Origin of the sequence: Ochrobactrum sp. S1502_03 (genome assembly GCF_044435015.1) — a bacterium.
Classification (GTDB): Bacteria; Pseudomonadota; Alphaproteobacteria; order Rhizobiales; family Rhizobiaceae; genus Brucella; species Brucella chromiisoli.
Map to the genome: position 1 here is coordinate 254,167 of NZ_JAYEXN010000002.1, position 26,755 is coordinate 280,921.

Genomic DNA, 26,755 nt, shown 5'->3' on the forward strand with positions numbered 1-26,755 from the left:
CTTAAAGAGATGGAATTCGATATTGTCTCCCTGTCGCGATTGCAATTTGCAATCACGGCACTTTATCACTTCCTCTTCGTACCACTGACATTAGGACTTTCCGTGCTGCTTGCCATCATGGAAACCGTCTATGTCATGACCGGAAGACTCATCTGGCGGCAGATGACCAAGTTCTGGGGTACGCTGTTTGGTATCAATTTTGTTATGGGCGTTGCGACCGGCATTGTGATGGAGTTTCAGTTCGGCATGAACTGGAGCTATTACAGCCATTATGTCGGCGATATTTTCGGAGCGCCGCTGGCGATTGAAGGTCTGATGGCCTTCTTCCTTGAGGCGACTTTTGTAGGCCTGTTCTTCTTCGGCTGGGATCGACTGTCAAAGGTTGGCCATCTTATGGCAACTTATGCTGTTGCGGCCGGTTCCAATTTTTCGGCACTGTGGATTTTGATTGCGAATGGCTGGATGCAAAATCCGGTCGGTTCAGCCTTCAACCCCGAAACCATGCGCATGGAAATCACTGATTTCTTTGCGGTCCTGATGAACCCGGTCGCGCAGGCGAAATTCGTGCATACGGTTTCGGCTGGTTATGTGACCGCATCAATCTTTGTGCTTGGTGTTTCGGCCTGGTATCTGCTCAAAGGTCGGTCTACTGAACTCGCAAAGCGTTCAATGACGGTCGCTGCTTCTTTTGGTTTAGCAGCCGCTCTCTCTGTGGTGGTTCTGGGTGACGAAAGCGGCTACCTGACAAATGAACACCAGAAAATGAAGATCGCAGCAATCGAAGCGATGTGGGAAACAGAGCCTGCACCTGCATCGTTTACTGCCTTCGGTTTCCCGGATCAGGAAACGCGCGAAACACACTATGCTGTGCATATTCCATGGGTTATGGGCCTGATTGGTACGCGCTCGCTCACGACGCCTATCGAGGGCATTGATCAGCTTGTTGAAAATGCGGAAGGCAATATTCGTAAAGGCCTTCTTGCTTACGATGCTTTGCAAAAGATCCGTGCTGCACAGGACACCAGTGCTGTGCCACAAGATGTCAAGGATACATTCGCTGACAACAGTCAATGGATGGGCTATGCGCTCCTTCTGAAGCGCTATGTGGATGATCCGCGTCAGGCAACTGATGCACAGATCACACAGGCTGCAAACGATACAGTACCAGGCGTGCTGCCGCTGTTCTGGGCGTTCCGCATCATGGTCGGTATCGGCTTCTTCCTGATCCTGCTGACCGGAACATTCTTTGTGCTGTCCGCGCGCCGTAAGCTGGATCATTATCCGTTCCTGCTTAAAGTTGCGGTCTTTGCGATCCCTCTGCCTTGGCTTGCAGCTGAGATGGGCTGGGTTGTTGCTGAGTTCGGTCGTCAGCCTTGGATTATTGAAGGTATTCTGCCGACCGCAGTTGCAGTCTCCAATCTTGGTGCTTCGACGGTTCTGATGACGATTGTTGGCTTTGTCGCAATCTACACGGTCCTGTTCATCATCGAAATGGGCCTGATGCTGCGGGCAATCAAAGCCGGACCGGAGCCTGACAGCAAACCAGAAGCACTGCTCGCTCCTGCAAGCATTGCACCAGTGGAGTAAGGATCATGGTACTCAGCGATTTGTTGGACTATCAAACATTACGCGTCATCTGGTGGGTGCTGCTCGGCGTTCTGCTGATCGGATTTGCCGCGATGGATGGTTTTGATCTTGGCGTTGGCACTTTGCTGCCATTTGTCGGAAAAACCGATATCGAGCGTCGTATCGTCATCAACACGATTGGGCCGGTCTGGGAAGGCAATCAGGTTTGGTTGATCCTTGGCGGCGGTGCCATCTTTGCAGCATGGCCACCACTTTATGCGGTGTCATTCTCCGGTTTTTATCTGGCGATGTTTGCCATATTGTTCGCTCTCATCCTGCGTCCGGTTGGCTTCAAATACCGCTCCAAGCGCGACAGCGTGGCATGGCGTACCGGCTGGGACTGGGCATTGTTCATCGGTGGATTCGTGCCGTCGCTTATTTTCGGCGTTGCTGTGGGCAATGTGTTGCAAGGGGTTCCGTTCCGCTTCAACAGTGACCTCCAGATTTTCTATGATGGAACATTCTTCGGTCTGCTCAATCCATTCGCACTTCTTTGCGGGCTGCTGTCGGTTTCGATGCTCACCATGCATGGTGCCTCGTGGCTGGTGCTCAAAACCACGGGAGCTGTTCAGGCAAGGGCTCGCTCTTATGGCAGTATCGCAGCAATTATAACCACAGTGCTTTATGTGCTTGCGGGTGTTATCAGCTGGATGTGGGTTTCCGGCTATAAAATCACCAGTGTAATTGTCACTGATGGTCCTTCAAATCCGATGCGTAAAGTGGTCGAACTCGACCATGCGGCGTGGTTCGATAATTACATGAACTATCCGGTGCTTTTGATCGCTCCCGCACTGGGTATTCTCGGACCGCTGCTTGTGCTTCTGACTCTGCGGATGGGAAGAGAGCTTGCTCCAATTCTGTTTGGTGCAGTCTCGATCTTTGGGATCATTTCATCTGTCGGCATTTCAATGTTCCCGTTCATTCTGCCATCTTCGATCAATCCAACGTCGAGTCTGACAGTATGGGATGCATCATCGAGCCATATGACACTGTTCATCATGCTCGTGGTCACGCTGATCTTCCTTCCGATGATCCTTGCCTACACGTCATGGGTTTACAAAGTGCTGTGGGGCAAGGTCGAAAAACGCGATATCGAAGACGAAAGCAACCACGCTTATTAAATCATTGGCGGGCGCGTGTCGCCCGCACGAATTCAATCAGGAAAGGAGAGCAAGATGTGGTATTTTTCATGGCTTTTGGGCCTTCCACTCGCAGCCGCTTTCGCCGTTCTCAATGCCATGTGGTATGAGTTAATGGACGACAGGGCGCGCAAACGCCTCGCTGGAGACCCAACCGCCGCACTGGCGCGTGAAGGCACCAAGCATCATTAAAATTGAAAGCGGCCCCAAAACGGGCCGCTTTTTTTGTACTGGACCGCGCGCTTTGCATAATTCAAGACAGCTTGCTCCTGTGGACAAAATGCCTCATGGAGCGGTTTGATAATTTCAAACGGATCCATTAAACCCGAAATCGTACCAACAGGTACTGACTCTTCGGTCAATTCGAAGTAATAATATTACGTACTGCCGGTTCATTCTTTTCATATAATTTGTATTCAAAAACAATCCTATAAGCTTATTTCGAATGATCGCTTATGTCGCCATAGCTGTCAGAATTGACGCATTGGATTTTTTCGTGGCGCTTTCCTGAAAGAATAATCTTGCTTTATTCTTAAACCCGATCCACCCTTACACACGTGAAATCGGAGGAGGAACTCGGCTTCACGTCGTATGGGAGGAAATGAAGCCGATCCGATCAGGACTGGCTTCAGGCTGTTGCTAAGTCCAGCAGCTGGAACAAAACCGAAAGTCTCCCGTTCGACATTTTGTGCACGTTTGCGAGGAACACCTGCATGAGTGATGATGTCGTACTTTCTCTGCATGTCCCTGAACCTGAATGGAGGCCCGGCGATGCGCCGGATTTCTCGCACGTCAAAATTCCGCGTGCAGGAAGCGTCAGGCGCCCGGAGATAGACGAAAAGCCGGAAGCCATGCGTGATTTGGCTTTCAGCATTATCCGCGTGCTCAACCGGGAAGGCGAGGCGGTCGGCCCCTGGGCTGGCACGCTGAGCGATGATGAGCTGAAAGATGGCCTTCGGCACATGATGATCCTGCGTGCTTATGATGCCCGCATGATGATGGCGCAGCGGCAGGGAAAAACCTCGTTCTATATGCAGCATCTGGGTGAAGAGGCAGTCAGTTGCGCGTTTCGCAAGGCGTTGCGTAAGGGCGACATGAACTTCCCTACTTATCGGCAGGCTGGGCTTCTCATCGCTGACGACTATCCGCTCGTCACCATGATGAACCAGATTTTCTCCAATGAGCAGGACCCGCTTAAGGGCCGCCAGTTGCCTGTCATGTATTCTTCAAAAGAGCATGGCTTTTTTACTATTTCCGGCAATCTTGCCACGCAATATACGCAAGCTGTGGGTTGGGCGATGGCGTCCGCCATAAGCCATGACACAAAAATCGCCGCTGCATGGATTGGCGATGGCTCGACGGCTGAAAGCGATTTCCATGCGGCCCTTGTATTTGCGTCGACTTATAAAGCCCCGGTGGTGATGAATATCGTCAACAACCAATGGGCAATCTCAACATTTCAGGGCATTGCACGCGGTGGTTCGGGCACTTTTGCTGCACGCGGACATGGCTTTGGAATCCCGTCACTTCGCGTCGATGGCAACGACTATCTTGCCGTTCATGCGGTTGCGAAATGGGCCACCGAGCGCGCACGCCGAAATCTTGGTCCGACCATCATTGAATATGTCACCTACCGTGCTGGCGGACATTCGACCTCTGACGATCCATCCGCTTATCGTCCAAAAGCCGAAAGCGATGCATGGCCGCTGGGTGATCCTGTGCTGCGGCTCAAAAACCACCTTATCCAGCGCGGCGTGTGGTCTGACGAACGGCACAAGCAGGCAGAAGCGGAAATTCTCGATCTCGTCGTCAGCGCACAGCGCGAAGCAGAGGCGATCGGCACCCTTCATGATGGTCGCAAGCCGTCTATGCGCGATATGTTTGAAGATGTTTATGCTGAAACACCGCCGCATCTTATTCGCCAGCGTCAGGAGGCGGGGTTTTGAGCATTTCCAGGAAAAGTGTGAAACGGTTTTCGGTTCGGAAATGCGGAGGAAATAACGCATGACAAAGCTAACGATGATTGAGGCGATCCAGAACGCCCATGATATTGCCATGGAGCGCGACCAGAAAGTGGTCGTGTTTGGCGAAGACGTTGGCTATTTCGGGGGTGTTTTCCGCTGTACGGCCGGTTTGCAGAAGAAATACGGCAAAGAACGCTGCTTCGATGCACCTATCAGCGAGCTTGGTATTGTCGGCACTGCGATTGGCATGGCGGCTTACGGCTTGCGCCCCTGCATCGAAGTGCAATTCGCAGACTATGTCTATCCTGCCTATGACCAGATTGTTTCGGAAGCCGCACGCCTTCGTTATCGTTCTGCCGGAGAATTTACCTGTCCCATCGTTATCCGCATGCCATCAGGCGGCGGCATTTATGGCGGGCAGACGCACAGCCAAAGCCCCGAAGCGCTTTTCACCCATGTGTCGGGTCTCAAAACCGTTATGCCGTCTACGCCAGCGGATGCCAAGGGCCTGTTGCTGGCCGCGATTGAAGACCCCGATCCGGTCATCATGTTTGAGCCAAAGCGCCTTTATAACGGACCTTTTGACGGCCACCACGACAAGCCCGTTACTTCATGGAAAAAGCATGCGTTGGGCGAAGTGCCTGAGGGATATTATACCGTGCCGCTTGGCAAGGCCGCGATCCGTCGTGAAGGCAGCGGTGTGACAGTTTTGGCCTACGGCACGATGGTTCATGTGGCACTGGCTGCGGCGGAGGAAACTGGCGTCGATGCCGAAGTGATTGATCTGCGCACGCTGCTCCCGCTTGATACGGAAACAATTATGGCTTCCGTCAGGAAGACCGGACGTTGCGTGATTGTTCATGAAGCAACATTAACCTGCGGTTACGGCGCTGAACTTGCGGCACTCGTGCAGCGCGAATGCTTCTATCATCTCGAAGCACCGATCATCCGCGTGACCGGGTGGGATACGCCATATCCACACGCGCAGGAATGGGCCTATTTTCCGGGGCCAGATCGTGTCGGTCGTGCACTTGTTTCAATCATGGAGGCTTAAATGGCTCATTTTGCAATCAAGCTTCCTGATGTTGGCGAAGGCGTTGCAGAGGCTGAACTCGTCGAATGGCATGTAAAGGTTGGTGACATTGTCCGGGAGGATGATCTGCTGGCTGCTGTGATGACCGATAAGGCAACAGTCGAAATCCCTTCTTCGCGCAGCGGTAAAGTCATCGCGGTGAATGGTGAAATCGGCGAGAAAATTGCTGTTGGCTCCGAACTGGTTCGTCTCGAAATAGAAGGTGGGAGCGGCGAGGAGCAATTGGAAGCACCTGAACCTGATCCGCAACCCGTCAGCGTGGAAACGCCTGTCCTGTTGCAGACGCCCGTTCCGCCTAAACCTGCTGCACAGAAAAAAGAAAGCTTAAGCCGGGCCTTCGCCGGAGCAGGGCCAGTGCGCGCAGAAGGTGAAAAACCGCTGGCAACACCATCGGTCCGGTTGCGCGCACGTGATGCAGGCATTGATCTACGACGTGTCAAAGGCAGTGGCCCCGCTGGCCGTATCACCCATGAAGATCTGGATGCCTTTTTTCAGACTGAAAGCGGTGCTGCACCTGCTGTCTCGGGTTATGTCGCAGACACCTCGATCAACGAGATCAAAGTCATCGGTCTGCGGCGCAAAATTGCCGAGCGCATGGCCGAAGCAAAACGCCACATTCCGCACATTACTATCGTTGAAGAAGTGGATGTGACACAGCTTGAAGACCTTCGCACGGGGCTTAACAACGAGAAAAAGGAAGGGCGTCCGCGCCTGACCCTGCTGCCATTCGTTATCCGTTCAATCGTCAAGGCAGTTAAAGAACAGCCGGGACTCAATGCACATTTCGATGATGAATCAGACATTATTCGCCAGTTTGGCGGTGTGCATGTGGGTATTGCCACACAGACGCCAAACGGTCTTATCGTGCCGGTGGTGCGTCATGCGGAAAGCCTGTCTGTATTTGCAGCCGCCTCGGAACTTGTCCGAGTGACGGAAGCAGCGCGCAACGGTACAGCCAAGCGCGAAGAACTGACAGGCTCGACCATAACCATCACATCATTGGGGCCACTTGGCGCTATCGCAACCACGCCGATTATTAATCGGCCGGAAGTGGCGATTGTCGGCATCAACAAGATTGCCGTGCGTCCGATGTGGGACGGCACACAATTTGTGCCGCGCAAAATGATGAACCTTTCCTGCAGCTTCGACCATCGCGTCATCGATGGCTGGGATGCGGCAGTCTTCGTGCAGAAGCTAAAAAGCCTGCTTGAAACGCCTGCGATGATTTTTGTAGAGGGCTGATCGGATGAGTGAGATTTCCTGCAAACTTTTGATCATCGGTGGCGGTCCCGGCGGTTATGTCTGCGGTATCCGTGCCGGGCAACTCGGCATCGATACTGTACTTGTCGAGAAAAAGCGGCTGGGTGGTACTTGTCTCAATGTCGGCTGCATACCATCAAAAGCAGTTATCCATGCGGCCGATGAGTTTCATCGTCTCACGACATTTGCGTCTAAAGGCGCGCTTGGCATCACCGCTGAAAGCCCGAAGATCGATTTTGCCAAGACGCTTGAATGGAAAGATGGCATCGTCAATCGCCTGAACAGCGGTGTTGCAGGGCTTCTGAAACGCTCCCATGTCCGGATGTTTCAGGGGCAGGCGCGTTTTATGGATGGCAAAACGGTGCTGGTCGATACCGATACGGGTCGCCAGACCATCCATGCCGAGAACATCGTGATCGCAACAGGATCGGTGCCGGTTGAAATTCAGTCTCTGCCTTTTGGCGGCAATGTTATTTCTTCAACGGAAGCGCTTTCACTTGATCCAATACCGGAAAAGCTTGCCATTGTTGGCGGTGGCTATATCGGGCTTGAAATAGGCACAGCCTTTGCAAAGCTTGGTGCGAAAGTCACCATCGTTGAAGCCACTGATCGCATCCTGCCGCAATATGATGCAGAGTTGACGCGTCCGATCATGGCACGGCTGAAAGCACTCGGTGTAGACGTGTTGACGAACACGTCTGCCAAAGGTCTATCCGCCGATGGTAAAGCACTTGATGTGTTGCTGACTGATGGCAGAAAACAAACCATTCCGGCTGACAAGATTTTGGTTACGGTTGGTCGTAAACCGCAAACCGATGGCTGGGGATTAAGCGAAATCCGGCTTGATATGGACGGCCGCTTTATCCGCATTGATGATAAATGCCGAACATCCATGCGCGGTATTTATGCCATAGGCGATGTAACGGGCGAGCCCATGCTTGCACATCGGGCGATTGCGCAGGGTGAAATGGTTGCTGAAATTATCGCGGGCGGCAAACAGGCGTGGGATAAGCGCTGCATCCCGGCAGTCTGCTTTACTGATCCTGAGATCGTAACAGTCGGCCTATCTCCTGATGAAGCGCGCAAGGCAGGGCATAATATCCAGACCGGAATTTTCCCGTTTCAGGCCAATGGACGCGCAATGACTATCGAGCGCGAGGATGGCTTTATCCGGGTTGTCGCCCGCGCTGATAACCACCTGATACTTGGCATTCAGGCTGTTGGCGTAGGGATTTCCGAGCTGTCATCGGCCTTCGCGCTTGCCGTTGAAACAGGCGCACGCCTTGAAGATATAGCAGGGACGATCCATGCGCATCCGACCCTTGGAGAAGGCTTTGCCGAGGCCAGCATGAAAGCACTCGGCCACGCCCTCCATGCTTAGTTCTTTGGTTTGCGCTCGTGCCGCCAGACGAAAATGGCGGCACCGGCAATCATGGCGGCCAGCGCAAACCACGTGATTGCATAAGACAGATGGTTGTTACGGAAGGTAACAACCGTCAGCCCACCAATCGGCACATTGCCGGGATTGGATTTAGCGTCAGCATCAATGAAATATGGTGCGACTGTCCCCAAGCCCTCCTTTTCGGCGAAAGCTTTGACATCGCGCGAATTCCACTCGTTGCGGGCAGGGTCGTTGGGACGCAGGAAGAAGCCATCCGGCTCCGGCATGCGCAGAAGCCCGGTCACGGTTGTTTCGCCAGCGATTTGCGTCTCAACGCGTGAAGACGGATCACGCTTGGCATCCGGAATGAAACCACGATTGATGAAGGTCAGAGTACCATCATCTGAACGCAACGGCGTCAGCACCCAAAATCCTGAACCGCGTTCGGTCAGCGCACGAACCAGCACTTCCTTGTCATTGAGATAAGAGCCGGTGAGTGTGACATGCCGATATTCGTCATCGGCCTGATTTACATTGGCCCAGTCGTCCTTACCTGGAGCAGCAACCGGTTCTGCATGAACGCGCGCATCAACGCGGGCAATCAGGTCGAGCTTCCACTGCAGGCGCTCCACTTGCCAGATGCCGAGGCTGAGAAACAGCGCAAAAAACAGCACCCCCATCACAGCCATGAAGCCAAGGAAGAAACGAGATTTCTTCTTTTGCGGTGTAGAGTTAGCTTCGGCGGGCGTTGTCATGTTACATCCTGATGGTGGGGAGCAGCGTTTGAAATACTCCAGATGCGTGCCGCAATAAAGGGTAAGAAGGGCAAAAGAATGTGATTGAACTATAAATAAATAGCGCCGGTGTCCCTCTGACCGGACACGGCGCTCTTATCTTCTGGATATAGTAATAATTTAAGCGCTTTTATGGGCTTTTCGTCTGCGATGCGAGTAACCGCCCTTCGATAACCTCAAAATATTGCATACTTGTGTCTTGTCTTCGGAAGGCTTTGACATCTGTGTTTGCGCATTTTGTAACATCTGCTGTGTCACTGGCCTGTCTTTTGCAGCGGGGCCAATAATAATGCTTCTCATCGATCATTCTCCCTGTTTTTGGGCGGGCCAACCACTTTCGGAGCTACCCCAACCGTTGATCAAGAATGTGCGAATGAACGAAGTATTAACCTTATTGGCGAGCTTGACAAGCACCAAATACAACCATGCGTAAGCCGTTGACTATCATATAAAAAGCCGGATCGCTCGCGCGACCCGGCTTTTAAGATTTGAACTTTTGCTATCAGTCGCGGTTGCCGGTCAGGATTTCACGCTTGCCGACATGGTTAGCCGCGCCGACAAGGCCTTCCTGTTCCATGCGCTCGACAAGTGAGGCCGCGCGGTTGTAACCAATGCCGAGGCGACGCTGAATATACGAAGTCGAGCACTTCTTGTCGCGCATGACGACTTTCACAGCCTGCTCATAAACATCATCGCCGTCTTCCGAGCCCATGGCCGAAGCGTCGAAGACTGCTGTGTCCTGTACGGCATCTTCGTCTTCTTCATCTTCCGTCACAGTCGCCAGATAATCCGGGCGTCCCTGTTCTTTGAGATGATTAACGACCTTTTCGACTTCTTCATCCGACACGAATGGGCCATGGACGCGGACGATACGGCCACCACCAGCCATATGCAGCATGTCGCCCTGACCAAGAAGCTGTTCGGCCCCCATTTCGCCGAGAATGGTGCGGCTGTCGATCTTCGAGGTAACCTGGAACGAGATACGGGTCGGGAAATTGGCCTTGATCGTACCCGTGATAACGTCGACCGATGGACGCTGCGTTGCCATGATAAGGTGGATACCAGCGGCGCGCGCCATCTGTGCAAGACGCTGCACAGCGCCTTCGATGTCCTTGCCGGCAACCATCATCAGGTCGGCCATTTCGTCGATAATCACGACGATATATGGCATTGGCGTCAGGTCGAGTTCTTCCTGAACGTAAGTAGGCTCGCCGGTTTCCTTGTCAAAGCCGGACTGCACCGTGCACATCACGGTTTCGCCCTTGCCCTTGGCAGACGCTGCACGCTGATTGAAGCCTTCGATGTTGCGAACGCCCAGACGGGCCATCTTGCGATAGCGGTCTTCCATTTCGCGCACGGCCCACTTCAAGGCGACAACCGCCTTCTTCGGATCGGTTACAACCGGCGTCAGCAAGTGCGGAATGCCATCATAGATGGAGAGTTCCAGCATCTTCGGATCAACCATGATCAGGCGGCATTCTTCCGGCTTGAAGCGGTAGAGCAGCGACAGGATCATCGTATTGATAGCAACAGACTTACCCGAACCGGTGGTGCCGGCAACGAGCAGATGAGGCATCTTTGCAAGTTCCGCGATGATCGGCTCACCACCAATGCCTTTGCCAAGGCAAAGCGGCAGGCGATAGTTCGAAGATTCGAACGTGCGCGAGTCGATCATTTCACGCAGATAGACGGTTTCGCGGTTGGCATTTGGCAATTCGATGCCAATGACATTGCGACCCGGAACCACGGCAACGCGTGCAGAGAGTGCCGACATGGAGCGGGCAATATCATCAGCAAGGCCAATCACACGTGACGACTTAACGCCGGGAGCCGGTTCAAATTCATAAAGGGTGACGACAGGGCCGGGGCGAACATGGATGATTTCACCGCGTACGCCGAAGTCTTCCAGCACGCTTTCGAGAAGGCCAGCGCTGCGCTCAAGCATTTCCTGCGTGATGACATTGCCATCCAGCGAAGGTGGCTCCTGTAACAGATCACGCGGCGGAAATTCATAGTCGCCATGCATGACAACAGTTTCCGTGCGGGGGAGGGGCTGCGGCTGATAAAGAGCGACCGGAGGGGGCGCCTTCACAGGGGTTTCGAGCTTGGGCGCTTCTGCGACAGGCGCAGGTGCTGCAACGTCTTCAACGACATGCTCCATTGCTTCAGCAACGATAGAAACGGTTTCGACTTCAACTGCTTCGCCAGCGATATCAGCGGCGGCTTCAACAGTTGCCTGCGGGGCAGCTTCTTCTACAACCACGGGCGCCTCAACTTTCACTTCTGAAACGGGGGCGGCAACGGGCTGTGACGCTGGAGCGACCTGAACCGGCTGAACAGCTTCGACAACAGGAGCAGGCTGTTCTACGACAGCAGCAGGCGCTTCCTGTGGTTTTGCCTTGTTCCATTCAACAGTGCGAAACTGTGCGATGATCGATTCTACAGTCGGCGCTACACGTTTTGGCGCTGCGACTTCTGTAATGACTGAAACAGGCTGAACAGGTGCAGAGTCAAAGCTTTCCCAAAAGGCAAAATCTGACAGATTTGCAAATGCCAAGATCGCTGCCGTCACATCGCCAGCAGGTTCATCTGCAATTTCGGGGGCGTTATCAACAGGTGCGGATGCCACAGGCTGTGCGATAATTTCTGCGGGGGCAGTCGCCAGCATAGGTGGTACGGGTGCTACGGGCGTGCGGACCATATTTTGCGAAACCGACTGCTGAAGGGCGGCAACAGCCATGGGCTGAGCTTCAGCAACTTTCGCAATCTCTACAGGCGCTGGAGCAGCTTCGACGACCGCAGCTTTAGCGCGACCATGAATATCTGGGAGATCTTCGCCGCGACGTCGAACCAGATCAATCTCAGGTGTGCGTGTAAAGCGTACATTTTCACCAAGTGAAAAATACGATTTCCAAGTGCTGTCGGAGTTTGGCGAATGCGCTCCCAACGGGTCGCGCTGCGGCTTCTGCTCAGGAGCGGACTCTGCACGATTGCCTTCAGTCTGGGGAAAATTTTCTCTTAAATTACGCATGATACCTGAACCATAGATATGTCGCCCGAATGAGCCTTAGTAATAAAAAATGAAGGTTAACAACCCCCTTCATAATTTGCTCAAAATCGACAATTTTCTCAGGCTGAATTGAAGGTGCCAGTGTTTTAAAGTTATGGTTTTTTCGTATAAAACCCTTATTTATCAGCGGTATATGGATTAAGTTTAAACTTAAATGTTATAAATTGCAGGTATTCCTGTCATATTTACCAGTTGCTAACATACGCGCCCGGGCCATGCCGGGCGTTTTTCATCAAGACTCAGTGAATCTTAGCCAGTCGGCCAGCGATGCGCGGCTTTTACCGCCTCGGCCAATAAATGCTTCCGCAGCACACATGGAGTTCAGAACTGATTCCTGTGCGGCTTCTGCTGCTGCGCGAAACAGCACATCAATCCGGTTTTCGTTAATGGCGCTGAACGCAATGAGGTCATTTGGCTCATCGTGGTCGAATGTAACAGCCGTTGAGAAGCCAAGTGCAATATCGCCACTGCCGTTGCCCCAGAATGCACCAAGCCGCGCGAGGCCTGCACCACAACGTTTCACAACGCGTTGGAGCTGACGATGCTCTAATGGAACATTGGTTGCCAATATCAGGATAACCGACCCTTTTTCGGGTTGTGGTTTGGTTTTGGGCGAGGGCATCCGACCGTCAGGCAGTATCAGGTCGCCGGCACGGCCAAAATTGGTTAATGCCAAAATGCCAAGATGGAATTCAGTGTCATCAAGTCTAATCCGTCGCGAGGCGCTGCCGATACCGCCTTTAAAGCCAAAGCAGGTCATACCGGTACCCGCGCCAACATTGCCTTGTTCAGCATCTGCCCCCGCGCTCTCAAGCGCCATTAAAGCGTGATGCTCGGTAATTGCCATCGCTTGAATATCGCTTAAAGGCCCATCATTACACTCAAGCACAACAGGATTCACCGTTGCCGTGGTCCGGCCAATATCTGGATTGTTCTCGATAGCGTGTCGGATCAACATATTGGCGCAAGTGCCGACACCGAATGTATTGGTCAGAAGAATTGGCGTTTCGAGATTGCCTAGCTCGCCGACCTGCATCAATCCGATGCTTTTGCCAAAGCCATTGATGACATCGCACGCGGCCAGCACCTTGCGCCGATAAAGGTTACCATCATGCGGCACAATAGCGGTGACGCCCGTATGAATATCACCTTCGAATAAAGTGTGATGCCCCACCAGCACGCCCGGCACATCAGTAATCGCATTTTTTGCACCGGTTGGCATGTTTCCGCAAATGATACCAAAGTCACGTGCTGTCTGCTTCATTTTGATATCCTACCTTGTTTTGAACCGGTCATAGACACTTTGAATGACTTGCGAAACACCTATTGAGCACTTTCCAGCAGTGGCATCAAAACCACACTAAAACATACTTATGCTCAATTTAAGCAAAAGTACTGTGCTATTCGTGAATTCATCATTGACTTGCGTTGTTCTGAGGCGCAGCAAAAGCAGCGTTATGAAATTTCGGCCGGACAAGGGGATCTAAGCGGCATGAAAATTACTATCGAACAAACGCTCGATCAGGCTGGAACCGGCCCTTTTCAGCGTAATCTCTTGGGCGTTTTTGGTTTGGTCTGGGCAGCCGATGCCATGCAGGTGCTTGCCGTTGGCTTTACGGCGGCATCAATTGCCATGACGTTCGGGCTCACCGTTCCGCAAGCATTACAGACGGGCACACTCTTCTTCTTAGGTATGCTGATTGGTGCCGCAGTTTTTGGCAAACTGGCCGACAAATACGGTCGCCGTCGTGTGTTGCTCATAACGGTTGGCTGCGATGCCGTCTTTGGTCTGTTGTCGGCTTTCTCTCCGAATTTTGCCATTCTGCTTGGCCTTCGCTTTCTCACAGGCGTTGCGGTTGGTGGCACATTGCCCGTCGATTACGCGATGATGGCAGAATTTCTGCCCTCTAAAAATCGTGGACGCTGGCTGGTTATGCTTGAAGGCTTTTGGGCTGTTGGCACGGTCATCATTGCTCTGGCTGCATGGGCTGCGAGCCTTGCTGGTGTCGCTGATGCGTGGCGTTACATTTTTGTGGTTACGGCTGCTCCTGCTCTCATTGGTATCTGGCTGCGTTTTTGGGTGCCAGAATCGCCAATGCATCTGCTCAAGATGGGCCAAGCCAAAGAAGCAAAAACCGTGATGAATCGCGTACTGCGTAAGAACGGCAAACCGGAACTGTCCCCGAAAGTGGTGCTTGATGCGCCACTTTTGGTCACGGATGAAAAGCTTCTTTCGCCAAATCTGCGCCAGCGCACTCTCTCAACCTTGGCGATATGGTTTCTGGTTTCTGTATCCTATTATGGCGTCTTCGCATGGATACCGGCCAAACTGGCTGGCGACGGTTTTGGTTTCGTGCGCGGTTACGGCTTTCTGGTTATCATCGCTCTCGCGCAGTTGCCGGGTTATGCGCTCGCAGCTTATGGCGTGGAAGCTTGGGGGCGGCGCAAGACACTCATCACCTTCCTGTTCATCAGCGCTGCGGCCTGTGTGCTCTTCACAGTTGCAGGCAATTCGGTTCTGATCGGCGCGTCACTTCTGATCATGAGCTTTGCACTGCTCGGCACTTGGGGCGCGCTCTACGCGTTTACTCCAGAGCTTTATCCAACGGCCTTGCGCGCAAGCGGTATGGGAGCGGCGGGTGCCATGGCGCGTCTTGGTGGCTTGCTCGCACCTTCGGCTCTTGCTCTGGTCATCAGCCAAAGCTTTAACATTGCTGTCGCAATGTTCGCAGGCCTGCTGGCTCTAGCCGGTATCATTGCTTTCTTTATCAATGTGGAAACACGAGACAAGGCGCTCAACTGATGCAAAAGTGCCCGGATTTCAGCCATGAAATCCGGGCATCTTTTTTATAAATTACTTTATTAAATAATTTCGACTTGCCGTTGTTTTTTATAAGTTTTGTAGAGTTTATTTTGTGCATTAAATCTTTGCTTGGCCCTAGGGAGTTAAAAACTCCCAGCATATAATTGGAGCTATTTAGCTTTTCTGAATGTAAGATTGAAGCGGTTTCGACCCAGTTGCGGATGCTCGCCATCCTTCAATGGCAGGATACCATGATAGAAGAGCCTTGATGGTCCGCCCCAAACGACCACATCGCCATGGTGCAGCACGAGTTTGCGCACCGGATCACTGCGCTGCAATCCGCCGAATTGAAACGTCGCGGGCAATCCGAGTGATACAGAAACAATCGGATTGGTGAAATCCTTCTCGTCCTTATCCTGATGCAAAGACATTTTTGCACCGGGTTCATAACGATTGATGAGACAGGCATCGGGTGAAAAATCAAAATAACCGGCTTCTGCTGACGCGCGTTCTGCTAGGTCACGAAATGCCTCCGGCATAGAAGGCCACGGCTTTTCTGTTTCAGGATCAATGGCGCTGTAACGATATCCCTTGCGGTCTGTCACCCAGCCAAAAGCACCACAATTTGTCATAGCGACCGACATGCGAAAACCACCGGGCGTTGTCATATTCCGAAAAGACGCATCATTCTCAACATCTTGCATGGCGTTGAGAATCTTGGCTTCGTTTGCGCGCGCAAATCCCCGCAAAAGAACGGCGCCGTCGGCAAGCTTTTCTCGAGTTTCGAGCTGGGAAAACAGATCAATCATAAGGCCATTCTAACACAAAGCCGCACAAGAATGTCCCGAAAACTGCTTTCATATTATAGCCTCTCTTGACAGAGCTAAAGACTCGTAACATGTAAAGTTACATGAAAAAAGATAGCAAACTTTCGGGCGTCCTCCACGTTCTCCTTCACATGGCTGAGTATAATAAGCCCGTGACCTCCGAAGTCCTCGCAAAAGCGATGGGCACCAATCCCGTTGTCGTTCGTCGGGTCATGAGCGGTCTGCGAGAGCAGGGTTACGTGCGCTCCGAAAAAGGTCATGGTGGTGGATGGGAGATCGCTTGCGATCTTAGCAAAGTCACGCTGCATGACGTTTACAACGCCATCGGCAAACCATCGCTGCTTGCGATAAGCAATCGCACGGAAATGCCGGGTTGCCTCGTCGAGCAGGCCGTCAACGCTTCGCTCAACAAGGCGTTCAACGATGCAGAAGAGCTTTTATTGAAACGTTTTGGCGAAGTGACACTCGCCATGTTGAGCGCAGATTTTCATCAGCGCGCGATTGAACGCGGCGCAACTTTCGACTTAGAGACAGCCCATGACGCATCATGATGTGATTATTATCGGTGGCAGCTTTGCCGGACTTTCGGCGGCAACCTATGTGGCGCGCGGCAGACGCTCGGTTCACGTGATCGATGCAGGCAAACCACGCAACCGCTTTGCCGAACATTCACATGGTTTCTTCGCTCAGGATGGAAGCAGCCCGGCAGCGATGCTCGAAACGGCAAAAGAGCAGGTTAAAGCCTATCCGGCTGTAAGAGTAACGGAGGGGAAAGCTGTAAACGGAACCGGGCAGATTGATGACTTCTCGATTGAACTGGATACAGGCGAAGTCGTCAGTGGGCGCAGACTGATCTTCGCCTTCGGCATTTCTGACGTTTTGCCAGATTTAACGGGGTTGGCTGAACGTTGGGGCAAATCGGTTATTCATTGCCCCTATTGCCATGGCTACGAGTTTAGCGGCAAAAAACTCGGCGTGTTGAACCTATCGCCAATGTCGTCTCATCAAGCCATGCTTATCTCCGAATGGGGACCGACCACATTCTATCTGAACGGCGGTGAAGAGCCTGATGCCGCAACTTTGGCAGAACTGGAAAAGCGCGGCGTCACTATTGAAGCAAAACCAGTCGCAGGCATAAGAGGTGAGGGAACATCCATCTCCGAGATCGAACTTGCTGACGGTCGCCTGTTGCAAGCTGACGCATTATTCATTGGACCATCCAATCGCCTAAACAGCCCGCTCGCTGAGCAATTCGGCTGGCGTTTCCGCCCATCGGTCTTTGGTATTTTAGATTTATATCACTTTATAAGAAAACGGGGCTAAAGCCCCGTTTTTATTTAATTTAGTCGTTTGTACCAAACCGCTCTTCGCTCAGCGCTGCGGCCATGAGAGCCTTCGTATAATCCTCATGCGGATTATCGAAAACCTGTTCTGTATCGCCCTGTTCGACAATCTTTCCGTTCTTCATCACGATTACATAATCCGACACTGCGCGAACCACTGCCATGTCATGGCTGATGAAGAGATAGGAAAGGCCGTGTTCCTTCTGCAGATCACGCAGGAGCGTCACAATCTGCTTTTGGACAGAACGATCCAGTGCACTTGTCGGCTCATCAAGCACGATCACCTTTGGCTTCAGGATCATTGTGCGTGCAATGGCGATACGCTGGCGCTGGCCGCCAGAGAACTCGTGCGGGTAGCGATTGCGCATGATAGGGTCCATGCCAACTTCACGAAGCGCTTCCTGTGCACGGCGGTCGCGTTCTTTGGCGGAAAGGTTTGGCTCGTGGATCAGAAGTCCTTCGGTGATGATCCGACCCACAGTCATGCGAGGACTTAACGAACCGAACGGATCCTGAAACACCAGTTGCAACTCGCGCCGCTTTGGCCGCATGGCTTGCGGGTCGGTCGGCAGCTCCTTACCAAGATAGGCAATCCGCCCCTCGGAGCAGAGAAGGCGCAGGATCGCGCGTCCAAGCGTGGATTTACCAGAACCGGATTCACCCACGATGCCGATGGTCTGCCCTTCCTTCAATGTCAGCGAAACATCGTTCACTGCGGTCATATAGGTGGGCGCCCCAATCCATGGCTTATTGATAAGGAAGTTTACCTTCACATTGTCGGCACGGATCAAGACGGGTGCTTCAGCAGGGGGCGACTGTTTTTCGCCTTCTGGTTCTGCATCAAGAAGCATCTTGGTGTAAGGATGCTCCGGCGCTGCGAAAAGCTGCTCGGTCGGGTTGGTTTCCACCACTTCGCCAGACCGCATCACATAAACACGGTCGGCAAAGCGGCGAACGATGCCCAGATCATGCGTGATAAACACCACGGCCATACCGAGACGCTTCTGCAAGTCGGCCAGCAGATCGAGAATCTGCGCTTGAATGGTAACATCCAATGCCGTTGTCGGCTCATCTGCAATGAGGATATCCGGCTCATTGGCAAGCGCCATGGCGATCATAACACGCTGGCGCTGGCCACCAGAAAGCTCATAGGGATAGCTGTCGATACGGCGTTCCGGTTCGGGAATACCGACCAGTTTCAACAGTTCAAGGATGCGTGGGCGTGCCTGCTTTTTGCTCATACCGCCGTGATAACGCAGTGGCTCTGCCAGCTGATCGCCGATCCGATACAGTGGATCGAGCGAGGTCATCGGCTCCTGAAAGATCATGGTAATCTTCGCACCACGAATTTTGTTAAGCGCGCGATGAGGCATTCCGATCAGGTCCTGACCGCGATAAAGCGCCTGTCCGCTCGCTCTGCCGTTCTGAGCCAGAAGCCCCATCATCGCCATGGTGGTCTGGCTCTTGCCGGAACCGGATTCACCGACGATTGCGATTGTTTCGCCAGCTTTAACATCAAGATTGATGCCGCGCACGGCATCGACCGGGCCATCATGTGTATCGAAGGTTACACGCAGATCGCGAACGCTCAGAATAGTTTCTTTTGTCATCTCAGCGATCCTTCGGGTCAAGGCTGTCGCGCAGGCCGTCGCCAAGGAAGTTCAGCGCAAACAGTATGATGGTGAGGGTTAGGGCAGGCCAGATAAGAAGCCAGCTTGCGCCGCGCATGTTCTGAGCACCTTCCGAGATAAGAAGCCCGAGCGAGGTGAGGGGATCTTGCACACCCAATCCAAGGAATGAGAGTAGGCTTTCAAGCAGAATAGCCTTTGGAACAAGCAATGTAACAAAGACGATCACCGGACCGAGCGCATTGGGAATGATGTGACGCGTAATGATGCCGCGCCGTGTTGCGCCCAAAGCTTCGGCTGCCTGCACAAACTCCTGCCGCTTGAGACTAAGCGTTTGCCCACGCACGATACGCGCCATATCCAGCCACTCTGTCGCGCCGATAGCGATAAAGATGATGAAGATCGATCGCCCAAAGAAGACAAGCAGCAATATCACGAAGAAAATGAATGGAAGCGAATAGAGAATGTCGACAAGCCGCATCATGACATTATCGATACGACCGCCGAGATACCCCGAAATCGCACCATAACCGACGCCAAGCACCAGCGCCATTGCCGAAGCGAGCAGTCCAATGGCAAGCGAAATACGCACACCAATAAAAATGCGCGTCATCAAATCGCGGCCAAGATTATCCGTCCCGAGCACAAAATAATTGCGCGCCACATTGAGCGTCAGCTTGCCCGAAAGACCATCGCTTGCAAGTTCAATCTTCGGATTGCTGAACAGATCGGAGCGTTGGAAATAACGCAGTACACGCTCATCAGTTGGGCGCTGCGCTGTGAAATCGACAACGACACTGTTGCCGGTCAGTTCCGGTTCACCGGTAGGCTGAAGCCTTGCACGCGCAAGTTCGCGCTCCAGTCCGGGCATAATTGTATCCGCGCGCGGATAGGCTTCAAGACTTGGAGCCACACGCACAAATTGCGGGTAAATTTTATCATAGGGATGTGGGCTGACCATCGGTCCGAAGATGCCTACAAGTGCAAGAACGATCAGCACGACGGCGCTCGTAACCGCCGCTTTGTTCTTGCGAAGACGAAGCCATGCATCCTGCCAGAGTGAACGGCCTTGGATAGAGCCGAGTTTTTCGGTTTCTACTGCTGCTGTAAAATCAGTCATAGCGTACCCTCGGATCAAGCCATGCATAAAGAAGATCGACGATCAGGTTGAACACCACAACAAAAATCGAGATGACGACAACCGTGCCCATGACGAGGGTATAATCGCGGCTCAGAGCGCCCTGTACAAAATAACGTCCAATGCCGGGAATGCCGAAAATGGTTTCGACCACAACAGAGCCGGTGAGCAAACCGGCAGCCGTCGGCCCAAGATAAGATACGGCGGGCAACATGGCCGCACGCAAAGCATGGACACCAACCACCACACGTGCCGGAAGGCCATAAGCACGTGCTGTACGGACGTGATTGGCGCGCAACGCCTCAATGGTTGCACCGCGTACAAGACGAGCAATAACGCCAACCTGCGGCAGCGCCAATGTCAGAACCGGCAATATCCAATAGAGGACATTGGCCGACGACCAGCCACCAGCCGGAACCCATCCAAGAATAACACCAAAAAGCAGGCTTAGAAGAGGGGCAACGACGAAATTAGGCGTTGTAATACCGAAAGTGGCTAATGCCACAACGAAATAGTCAATGCTTGAGTTCTGTCTCAGTGCTGCCATCGTGCCCAGAAAGGTGCCAAGAATGGCAGCCAGAATGAGACCGAGCGAACCAAGCATGACCGATACTGGAAGACCAGACGCAAACAGGTCATTCACGGTAAAGTCACGTCGCGTGAAGCTCGGGCCCAAATCCCCCTGCACAAGATTGCCAAGATAAATAAGGTACTGCTGCCAGAGCGGCGCATCCATATTATAGGCTTTTTTGAGGTTTTCGAGGATCAAGGGATCAATCGGGCGTTCAAGATCGAACGGGCCGCCCGGCGCAAGCCGGATAAGAAAGAAAGTCAGTGTGACGATGATAAAGATAGTTGGTATTGCACTACCCAATCGTCGGAGCGTGTAGCCCAGCATTTTTATTTTCCCTTCTTTGCCGAGCCACGCGTGCAGCCCGGCAAATCCCATTAAGGGCGTTGTTTTTATTTAGCCTCTTATCGATAGCCAGCGTGTGGCATGCGAATTGATCAGGTTGTTGTCGTAGCCTTTGACTTTGTCGGCAACCAACGCCGTAGATGAATAATACAGCAGAGGAATAGAAGCCCCTTGCTGAAGCAAAATATTCTCCGCATCGGCAAGGATTTTGGCTCGCTCGCCTAAATCTGTTGTGATGGCCGATTTCTTCATGAGCGCGTCATAGTCCTTGTTCGACCATTGCGCATAATTGAAGAAACTGTCGGTCGTGAAGAGTGAGAGGAACGAGTTTGGATCGTTGTAGTCACCAACCCAGCCATCACGCGCGATATCGAACATGCCTTTCTGCTCAAGATAATTAAAATAAGTCGTACCATCGGCCTCGTCGAGCGTAGCGCTGATGCCGATATCCTTAAGCATGTCGGCAATGGCCGCCATGGTGTTCTTATGGTTTTCCGATGTGCTATATTTTAGCACTACCGATAGGCTTCCCGGCGTGACACCCGCTTCTTCAAGCAGTTTTTTTGCCTCGTCTTCCCGATCAAGGATGTCCGTTTTCGCGTAACTGAGTTGCGGCCCATTTTTGACGTAATTGTTGATGCCAGGAGGCACCATTGAGTGAGCTGGCAGCATTGTTCCGCGCCACACTTCCTGTGCCAGAAAATCGCGATCAATCGTCATGCCAATAGCTTGCCTGACGCGCGGATCGCGCAACTTGCTGGAAGGCTCACCTTTGATGTCGATATAATAGATGCCAAGCAAGGGGGCCTGACGGAAAGCGGTACCAAAATTGGCTTTCACATAATCCATTTGCTCGGCAGCAACATCAGAGCAGATATCGACTTCTTTTGCCTCGAAACGACGCATGCAACTGGAGCGATCCTGAAACGGCATCCAGTTTACCTGATCGATCTGAACATGGTCGGCATCCCAATAATAGGGATTTTTCTTCATGACGATCTTGTCGTTGGGATTGAAGCTGACAAGCTGATAAGCGCCATTGCTGATCATATGGCCCGGCTGGCTAAACTTTGCTCCAAATTCCTTTACGGCTTTTGGATTGACCGGCAATGCGGTGTTATGCGTCAGCAATTGAATAAAATACGGAGTAGGGGCGTTCAGCGTGATCTGGAGCGTTTTGTCATCTAGCGCTTTCACGCCGAGCTGATCGACATCGGCATGACCGGTAGCAACTTGCTCGGCGTTCTTGATTGAATAAAAGATGCTGGCATAGCCTGCAGCCGTTTTGGGGTCCATCAGACGGCGAAAAGAAAACTCGAAATCACCTGCCGTTACGGGATCGCCGTTTGACGATTTGGCATTTTCACGCATATGAAACGTGTAGGTGAGGCCATCGGGCGAAATTTCCCATGATGTTGCGGCACCGGGTATTGCTCTGCCATTGCTGTCCTGCGCGACCAAACCCTCATAAAGATCTATTAAAACACGATTTTCCTGAACTGTTGTTATGAGTTGCTGATCCAAAGTCGAAGGATCCATATCATTGCCACGGTTAAGCACAATTGCAGCAGACGCGGCGCTGCCGAGCGAAATCAGGCAAACGCCTGCCAATAAAATTCCGCGAACCATCGAAAACTCCCATAAAGCTTTAAAAATATCTGCCCCATGAAAAGAGGGGCCCTCCGACCCTCCCAGGTCGAAAGAAAAAGAAGGCCGCGCCCGAAGGCGCAGCCCAAACTGAAAATTTATTGTTTGAACGAGAGCCAGCGGGTCTTGTGGCTGTCCATAAGATTATCGTTCCAGCCGTCGAGCTTGTCAGAAACGAGCGCGCGGGAAGAATAATAAAGGATTGGAATATTGCTCATATCGTCGAGCTTGAGCTGCTCGGCTTCAGCCAGCACCTTTGCGCGTGCATCAAGGTCAAGAATCTTGGCCGCTTCAGCCATCTTCGCATCATATTCCGGGTTTTTCACCTTGGAATAATTGAAGCTGACATCGCTCTGAGCAATATAGAGGAAATTCTGCGGGTCGTTATAGTCACCGATCCAGCCGGCACGGGCAATATCGAACGGGCCATCTTCACGCAGGAAGTTGAAGTAGGTTGCGCCTTCTGTTTCGTTCAACGATGCCTTGATGCCGATATTGCTGAGCTGGTCAGCAATTGCTGCCATCGTATTTTTATTGTTTTCCGACGTGTTGTAGAGCAATTCAATCGAAAGCGTATTCGGCTCAACGCCCGCTTCTTTCAAAAGCTCTTTTGCCTTGTCTTCACGATCCAGCATGTCGTCGGAATAGTCGAGCTTCGGCGCATCCTTGACGTAATGGTTGATACCCGGAGGAACCAGCGAATAGCCCGGAAGCATAGTGCCCTGCCAAACCTGATCAGCAATGAAGTCACGATCAATTGCCATGGAAATAGCCTGACGAACGCGTGGGTCTTTCAGCTTGCTGTCGGCGGTCTTGCCTTTGACAGGCAGATAATAAACGCCGAGATAAGGTGCCATACGGAATTCGCTGGCGAGGTTCTTCTTCACATAATCCATTTGTTCGGCTGGAACGTCCGAGCAGACCTGAACTTCCTTGGCCTCAAAACGGCGCATGCAGCTGGCGCGATCTTCGAACGGAATCCAGTTGATGGTGTCGATCTTGACCTGATCCGCTTCGTAGTAATTCGGGTTCTTCTTCATGACGATCTTGTCATTCGGCGTGAAGCTGATCAGCTGATAAGCGCCATTTGTCACCATCTTGCCCGGTGTCGTAAACTTGTCGCCATTCTCTTCAACGCTCTTCTTATGGAGCGGAAAGCTCGTTTGATGCGTCAGAAGCTCAAGGAAATATGGAGCAGGGGAGTTCAGTGTCACCTTCAGCGTGTGATCATCAACCGCTTCAACACCAAGTTCATCGCCGGGCTTTTTGCCGCTGGCAACATCTTCAGCATTTTTAATCACGAACAACATGCTGGCATAGCCGGCAGCAGTCTTAGGGTCCATCAGACGGTGAAAAGCAAAGTTGAAGTCTTCAGCCGTCACTGGATCGCCATTTGACCATTTTGCATCGTCGCGAAGATGGAAGGTGTAAACCAGACCATCATCGGAAATATCCCATGATTTCGCAACTCCCGGAACAGCCTCCCCATTGGCATTCTGGATCGTCAATCCGTCATAAAGGTCACGCAGGACATTACTTTCAGAAACCGAGGACGTTCGATGATGATCAAGCGTTGCCGGATCGGTGTCATTGCCACGGTTCAGAACAACTTCAGCGGAAGCTGCACCCATAAGCACGGCGAGGCATACGCCTGTCAGTAAGGTTTTGCGGAACACGAAGAACTCCTCCTGAGTAATATTCGAAATGCCATGCATCTTATGGATAAGATTTTCTCTTGCAAGAGAAGTTATCAACTTGCTGAATAATCAACTTTATTCCCAGCTTAAATGCTAATTTAGATCGCAAAAAACCAGTACGCTGGTGTTTAATTTAGCAAGCGAAACGTAGCATTTCATATCTGATGATAAAAAGAAAACCCCACATATTTGGTGTTTTTGGGCAACGCGCGACCACCACGACTTACTCAAGAGGAAAATAATTCGCCTAAGTTTTGATCATTGCCATCACGCTGTGGAAAACTAACCTGTGATGCGATGTCCGGGCGAGATTTGGCGCTGGCAAACAGCGCTTCATATATCGGGCGCAGTCGGCACGGATGTTTCGTGCTCTTGTGGCAAATCAAATCTCACTTTATGACACTGCTACTAGTTCCATAACCTATCTTATGCGATTTAATCTTGTAGCTTGGTGGGTTCTAGTTTGAAGTGCGACTTGTAAATGATAACAATGAGTTATCCAATGCAAGGAACTCGTCATGGACCGTACCTATTCGCATCTTGATCTGAATGAACGCCGTAGAATAGCCCGCTGGCGCGCTGCAAAGCTTTCCGTTGACGTTATTGCTGAGAAGCTTGGAAGGCACCGCTCGACGATTTTTCGTGAACTTAAGCGCAATCAGTTTAACGATGATGAGGTCAAGGATTTAAACGGCTATTACTGCACGATTGCTGACCAGAAATCCCGCGAACGGCGTTCGAAGCAACGCAAGCTCATCCGGTATGATGAGCTCCGGCAGTCCGTGATCGATCACATCAGCGATGGATGGTCACCGCAACAGATTGCCGGGAGAATGCGGTTGGAGCGGCATCCCATCTCTGTCAGTCATGAAACGATCTATCAGTTTGTGTATTCCACCGACGGTCGAAAAGAAGAGCTTTGGAAATATCTGCCGGAACGTCGCGCCAAACGACGCCCACGTCATGCCCGGCGTCATCATGGACGCCGCTTTCCCCCAGAACTGAGCATCCTTTATCGTCCGGACATGGTTGCCAAGCGCAAGCAGTTCGGCCATTGGGAGGGCGACACTATCCAGTTTCGCAAGAGGTTTGGCAACGCCAATGTGACGTCCCTGGTTGAGCGGGTGAGCCGCTTTACGGTTTTGTTGCGCAATAATGATCGTCAATCAAAGCCGTTGATGGAAGGTGTGATTAGAGCACTTCAGCCCCTGCCCCAAATGGCCCGCCGATCGATTACGTTTGATCGTGGTACTGAGTTCACGGAATGGGCTTATCTGCAGAATGGGATAGGGTCGCAAATCTGGTTCTGTGATCCGCAATCACCCTGGCAGAAAGGCACCGTTGAAAACACCAACAGACGCACAAGACGCTGGCTTCCCCGAGACCTTGACCCGCTTACCCTCAGTGATCGAGATCTCGCATTCATTTGTCATCGCCTCAACAATACACCGCGCAAATGTTTAGGGTACAAAACACCTGCAGAAGTCTTTCGGCAGAAACTCTTCGCAAACAGACATCGTTTTGCGTAAGCTCAAACCGAAAAGTCGCGCTTCAGCCTGACCTCACACTTAATCTTGTATCCGCGCCCCAGAAGTTATAGCACGCAGTGAAAAGGTGCTGGCGCATATAAAAGCGGCAGAATAACAGTAGTCCCTTTAGGGTCATTGCGTGTATCCATATTGCGTGAGAGTGTCACTTTTGCCATGTGACAGATACACCTTTGTCGGTTGCTCCATCTTCTGAAAGGACATCCTCAATGAAGTGCCTACGCATCTACGCCTCGCCAGACGGTGAATCTCATTTTGATGAGATTGATTTGCCAACCACTAAGAGATCAGTGCATCCGGAAGCGGCCCCCTTTGACGTGACCGCCAGCTATCCAGCCTCTCGCGTGCGTATCACTCATATCCCAGCGGGGATGCGAGAAGTGGCGTGGCACAAGGTGCCGGAACCAGTCCTGACTGTTAGACTTGATGGCTCAGTTGAATGTCATTAAGCATGGAATAAGGACCCCATTTGAGGGGTTATCGGCATCCAAACGGGACCCCTTATTTAAAGGGTAACATGACCTTCGATTTCAATCGGAGGTTTTCTATTGGATGCTTATTGTGGAGACTATTTCGAAGATACGGCGTCTTGCTCATGTGCAGGGCAAATCGATCAAAGCGATCTGTCGGGAACTGGGCGTTTCGCGCAAGGTTGTGCGGAAGGTTCTGCTGTTGGTTTTCACGCGGAACTGAGCCGGTTTTTTCACCGAGAATTGAGCCACCTTCGAGTATGTTTTTCAGATCATGGTTTGGTCAAGGGATTGGGTTTTTCTCCTCTCTTAGTTTCTGTTGCAGCCGCGCTGGCCTTGAAGCGGAAACTGTCGTTTCCAGTTTCCAGGATATGGCATCGGTGGGTCAGGCGATCGAGTAGCGCCGTCGTCA

22 protein-coding genes and 2 pseudogenes are annotated in these 26,755 nt (G+C 52.1%); 13 read left to right on the forward strand and 11 right to left on the reverse strand.

Going from position 1 to position 26,755, the window contains the following annotated elements; genetic code table 11:
• Window positions 1-9: 9 nt before the first annotated feature.
• The 7 genes from VBH83_RS03370 to lpdA all read left to right on the forward strand — a co-directional run bounded on the left by VBH83_RS03370 (window position 10) and on the right by lpdA (window position 8,463).
• The gene (locus VBH83_RS03370; RefSeq protein WP_265984243.1) at window positions 10-1,587 is read left to right on the forward strand and encodes a cytochrome ubiquinol oxidase subunit I; all 1,578 of its coding nucleotides are present in this window, start codon (window positions 10-12) and stop codon (window positions 1,585-1,587) included.
• 5 nt (window positions 1,588-1,592) lie between these two features.
• Window positions 1,593-2,747 (forward strand): cytochrome d ubiquinol oxidase subunit II, encoded by a 1,155-nt coding sequence (gene cydB, locus VBH83_RS03375; protein WP_396996367.1) that lies wholly within the window; start codon window positions 1,593-1,595, stop codon window positions 2,745-2,747.
• Between the two features lie 54 nt (window positions 2,748-2,801).
• Window positions 2,802-2,957 carry a cytochrome bd-I oxidase subunit CydX gene (cydX, locus tag VBH83_RS03380; protein WP_265984245.1) on the forward strand — a complete coding sequence of 52 codons (156 nt, stop codon included), beginning with the start codon at window positions 2,802-2,804 and terminating at the stop codon, window positions 2,955-2,957.
• A gap of 521 nt (window positions 2,958-3,478) precedes the next feature.
• The gene (locus VBH83_RS03385; RefSeq protein WP_396996369.1) at window positions 3,479-4,711 is read left to right on the forward strand and encodes a 3-methyl-2-oxobutanoate dehydrogenase (2-methylpropanoyl-transferring) subunit alpha; all 1,233 of its coding nucleotides are present in this window, start codon (window positions 3,479-3,481) and stop codon (window positions 4,709-4,711) included.
• A gap of 58 nt (window positions 4,712-4,769) precedes the next feature.
• The gene (locus tag VBH83_RS03390) at window positions 4,770-5,783 is read left to right on the forward strand and encodes an alpha-ketoacid dehydrogenase subunit beta (protein WP_265984247.1); all 1,014 of its coding nucleotides are present in this window, start codon (window positions 4,770-4,772) and stop codon (window positions 5,781-5,783) included.
• The gene (locus tag VBH83_RS03395; protein ID WP_396996371.1) at window positions 5,784-7,064 is read left to right on the forward strand and encodes a dihydrolipoamide acetyltransferase family protein; all 1,281 of its coding nucleotides are present in this window, start codon (window positions 5,784-5,786) and stop codon (window positions 7,062-7,064) included. It abuts the gene before it with no gap.
• Window positions 7,065-7,068: 4 nt separating this feature from the next.
• Window positions 7,069-8,463, forward strand: a complete 1,395-nt coding sequence (lpdA, locus tag VBH83_RS03400) for a dihydrolipoyl dehydrogenase (protein ID WP_265984249.1) — start codon at window positions 7,069-7,071, stop codon at window positions 8,461-8,463.
• Here lpdA and VBH83_RS03405 read toward each other — a convergent pair.
• The 4 genes from VBH83_RS03405 to VBH83_RS03420 all read right to left on the reverse strand — a co-directional run bounded on the left by VBH83_RS03405 (window position 8,460) and on the right by VBH83_RS03420 (window position 13,591).
• Window positions 8,460-9,218 (reverse strand): SURF1 family protein, encoded by a 759-nt coding sequence (locus VBH83_RS03405; protein ID WP_265984250.1) that lies wholly within the window; start codon window positions 9,216-9,218, stop codon window positions 8,460-8,462. The genes lpdA and VBH83_RS03405 overlap by 4 nt on opposite strands.
• A 159-nt stretch (window positions 9,219-9,377) precedes the next feature.
• Entirely contained in the window at window positions 9,378-9,557 is a 180-nt protein-coding gene (locus tag VBH83_RS03410) for a hypothetical protein (RefSeq protein ID WP_265984251.1), read from the reverse strand.
• A 202-nt stretch (window positions 9,558-9,759) separates the two neighbouring features.
• The gene (locus VBH83_RS03415; protein WP_265984252.1) at window positions 9,760-12,288 is read right to left on the reverse strand and encodes a DNA translocase FtsK; all 2,529 of its coding nucleotides are present in this window, start codon (window positions 12,286-12,288) and stop codon (window positions 9,760-9,762) included.
• A gap of 271 nt (window positions 12,289-12,559) precedes the next feature.
• Window positions 12,560-13,591 (reverse strand): P1 family peptidase, encoded by a 1,032-nt coding sequence (locus VBH83_RS03420; protein ID WP_265984253.1) that lies wholly within the window; start codon window positions 13,589-13,591, stop codon window positions 12,560-12,562.
• A gap of 228 nt (window positions 13,592-13,819) precedes the next feature.
• Here VBH83_RS03420 and VBH83_RS03425 point away from each other — a divergent pair, with 228 nt between their 5' ends.
• Window positions 13,820-15,130 carry an MFS transporter gene (locus tag VBH83_RS03425; RefSeq protein WP_265984254.1) on the forward strand — a complete coding sequence of 437 codons (1,311 nt, stop codon included), beginning with the start codon at window positions 13,820-13,822 and terminating at the stop codon, window positions 15,128-15,130.
• Between the two features lie 170 nt (window positions 15,131-15,300).
• Here VBH83_RS03425 and alkB read toward each other — a convergent pair whose 3' ends face one another.
• A complete protein-coding gene (gene alkB / locus VBH83_RS03430) occupies window positions 15,301-15,939 on the reverse strand; it encodes a DNA oxidative demethylase AlkB (RefSeq protein ID WP_265984255.1) in 639 nt (212 codons plus the stop codon).
• Window positions 15,940-16,040: 101 nt separating this feature from the next.
• On the opposite strand from alkB, the gene VBH83_RS03435 reads away from it, so the two are divergent.
• Window positions 16,041-16,508: an Rrf2 family transcriptional regulator gene (locus VBH83_RS03435; RefSeq protein ID WP_265984256.1), complete on the forward strand. Its 468-nt coding sequence runs from the start codon at window positions 16,041-16,043 to the stop codon at window positions 16,506-16,508.
• Window positions 16,495-17,280, forward strand: coding sequence for an NAD(P)/FAD-dependent oxidoreductase (locus VBH83_RS03440; RefSeq protein WP_396996376.1), 786 nt, complete (start codon window positions 16,495-16,497; stop codon window positions 17,278-17,280). The genes VBH83_RS03435 and VBH83_RS03440 overlap by 14 nt, the downstream gene beginning before the upstream one ends.
• 19 nt (window positions 17,281-17,299) lie before the next feature.
• Here the strand turns inward: VBH83_RS03440 and VBH83_RS03445 are convergent, their stop codons facing one another.
• The 5 genes from VBH83_RS03445 to VBH83_RS03465 form a co-directional block, all read right to left on the reverse strand.
• Entirely contained in the window at window positions 17,300-18,910 is a 1,611-nt protein-coding gene (locus VBH83_RS03445; RefSeq protein WP_265984259.1) for an ABC transporter ATP-binding protein, read from the reverse strand.
• A 1-nt stretch (window position 18,911) separates the two neighbouring features.
• A complete protein-coding gene (locus VBH83_RS03450; RefSeq protein WP_265984260.1) occupies window positions 18,912-20,048 on the reverse strand; it encodes an ABC transporter permease in 1,137 nt (378 codons plus the stop codon).
• Complete coding sequence (locus VBH83_RS03455) at window positions 20,041-20,964, reverse strand: ABC transporter permease subunit (RefSeq protein ID WP_265984262.1); 924 nt, start codon at window positions 20,962-20,964, stop codon at window positions 20,041-20,043. Before VBH83_RS03455 ends, VBH83_RS03450 begins: the two co-directional genes overlap by 8 nt.
• Before the next feature lie 69 nt (window positions 20,965-21,033).
• Window positions 21,034-22,611 (reverse strand): peptide ABC transporter substrate-binding protein, encoded by a 1,578-nt coding sequence (locus VBH83_RS03460; protein ID WP_396996379.1) that lies wholly within the window; start codon window positions 22,609-22,611, stop codon window positions 21,034-21,036.
• Between the two features lie 116 nt (window positions 22,612-22,727).
• On the reverse strand, window positions 22,728-24,305 hold the full coding sequence (locus VBH83_RS03465; RefSeq protein WP_265984264.1) for a peptide ABC transporter substrate-binding protein: 1,578 nt from the start codon (window positions 24,303-24,305) through the stop codon (window positions 22,728-22,730).
• 539 nt (window positions 24,306-24,844) lie between these two features.
• Here VBH83_RS03465 and VBH83_RS03470 point away from each other — a divergent pair.
• The 3 genes and pseudogenes from VBH83_RS03470 to VBH83_RS03480 form a co-directional block, all read left to right on the forward strand.
• Window positions 24,845-25,855, forward strand: coding sequence for an IS30 family transposase (locus tag VBH83_RS03470; protein WP_396996382.1), 1,011 nt, complete (start codon window positions 24,845-24,847; stop codon window positions 25,853-25,855).
• Between the two features lie 227 nt (window positions 25,856-26,082).
• Window positions 26,083-26,313: pseudogene (locus tag VBH83_RS03475) on the forward strand (hypothetical protein); the annotation flags it as partial.
• Between the two features lie 112 nt (window positions 26,314-26,425).
• Window positions 26,426-26,542, forward strand: a pseudogene (locus tag VBH83_RS03480) (IS21 family transposase); the annotation flags it as partial.
• 73 nt (window positions 26,543-26,615) lie between these two features.
• On the opposite strand, the gene VBH83_RS03485 reads toward VBH83_RS03480, so the two are convergent.
• The coding region (locus tag VBH83_RS03485; RefSeq protein ID WP_396996394.1) for an ATP-binding protein at window positions 26,616-26,755 on the reverse strand (140 nt) is incomplete at its 5' end.

Bases quoted from the DNA above. Each gene is read 5' to 3' on its own strand.
- alkB (WP_265984255.1), bottom strand. From the start codon at position 15,939: ATGATTGATCTGTTTTCCCAGCTCGAAACTCGAGAAAAGCTTGCCGAC.
- VBH83_RS03445 (WP_265984259.1), bottom strand. From the start codon at position 18,910: ATGACAAAAGAAACTATTCTGAGCGTTCGCGATCTGCGTGTAACCTTC.
- VBH83_RS03395 (WP_396996371.1), top strand. From the start codon at position 5,784: ATGGCTCATTTTGCAATCAAGCTTCCTGATGTTGGCGAAGGCGTTGCA.
- VBH83_RS03440 (WP_396996376.1), top strand. From the start codon at position 16,495: ATGACGCATCATGATGTGATTATTATCGGTGGCAGCTTTGCCGGACTT.
- VBH83_RS03390 (WP_265984247.1), top strand. From the start codon at position 4,770: ATGACAAAGCTAACGATGATTGAGGCGATCCAGAACGCCCATGATATT.
- VBH83_RS03410 (WP_265984251.1), bottom strand. From the start codon at position 9,557: ATGAGAAGCATTATTATTGGCCCCGCTGCAAAAGACAGGCCAGTGACA.
- VBH83_RS03405 (WP_265984250.1), bottom strand. From the start codon at position 9,218: ATGACAACGCCCGCCGAAGCTAACTCTACACCGCAAAAGAAGAAATCT.
- VBH83_RS03385 (WP_396996369.1), top strand. From the start codon at position 3,479: ATGAGTGATGATGTCGTACTTTCTCTGCATGTCCCTGAACCTGAATGG.
- VBH83_RS03460 (WP_396996379.1), bottom strand. From the start codon at position 22,611: ATGGTTCGCGGAATTTTATTGGCAGGCGTTTGCCTGATTTCGCTCGGC.
- VBH83_RS03420 (WP_265984253.1), bottom strand. From the start codon at position 13,591: ATGAAGCAGACAGCACGTGACTTTGGTATCATTTGCGGAAACATGCCA.
- cydB (WP_396996367.1), top strand. From the start codon at position 1,593: ATGGTACTCAGCGATTTGTTGGACTATCAAACATTACGCGTCATCTGG.
- VBH83_RS03470 (WP_396996382.1), top strand. From the start codon at position 24,845: ATGGACCGTACCTATTCGCATCTTGATCTGAATGAACGCCGTAGAATA.
- VBH83_RS03455 (WP_265984262.1), bottom strand. From the start codon at position 20,964: ATGCTGGGCTACACGCTCCGACGATTGGGTAGTGCAATACCAACTATC.
- cydX (WP_265984245.1), top strand. From the start codon at position 2,802: ATGTGGTATTTTTCATGGCTTTTGGGCCTTCCACTCGCAGCCGCTTTC.
- lpdA (WP_265984249.1), top strand. From the start codon at position 7,069: ATGAGTGAGATTTCCTGCAAACTTTTGATCATCGGTGGCGGTCCCGGC.
- VBH83_RS03370 (WP_265984243.1), top strand. From the start codon at position 10: ATGGAATTCGATATTGTCTCCCTGTCGCGATTGCAATTTGCAATCACG.
- VBH83_RS03450 (WP_265984260.1), bottom strand. From the start codon at position 20,048: ATGACTGATTTTACAGCAGCAGTAGAAACCGAAAAACTCGGCTCTATC.
- VBH83_RS03435 (WP_265984256.1), top strand. From the start codon at position 16,041: ATGAAAAAAGATAGCAAACTTTCGGGCGTCCTCCACGTTCTCCTTCAC.
- VBH83_RS03415 (WP_265984252.1), bottom strand. From the start codon at position 12,288: ATGCGTAATTTAAGAGAAAATTTTCCCCAGACTGAAGGCAATCGTGCA.
- VBH83_RS03425 (WP_265984254.1), top strand. From the start codon at position 13,820: ATGAAAATTACTATCGAACAAACGCTCGATCAGGCTGGAACCGGCCCT.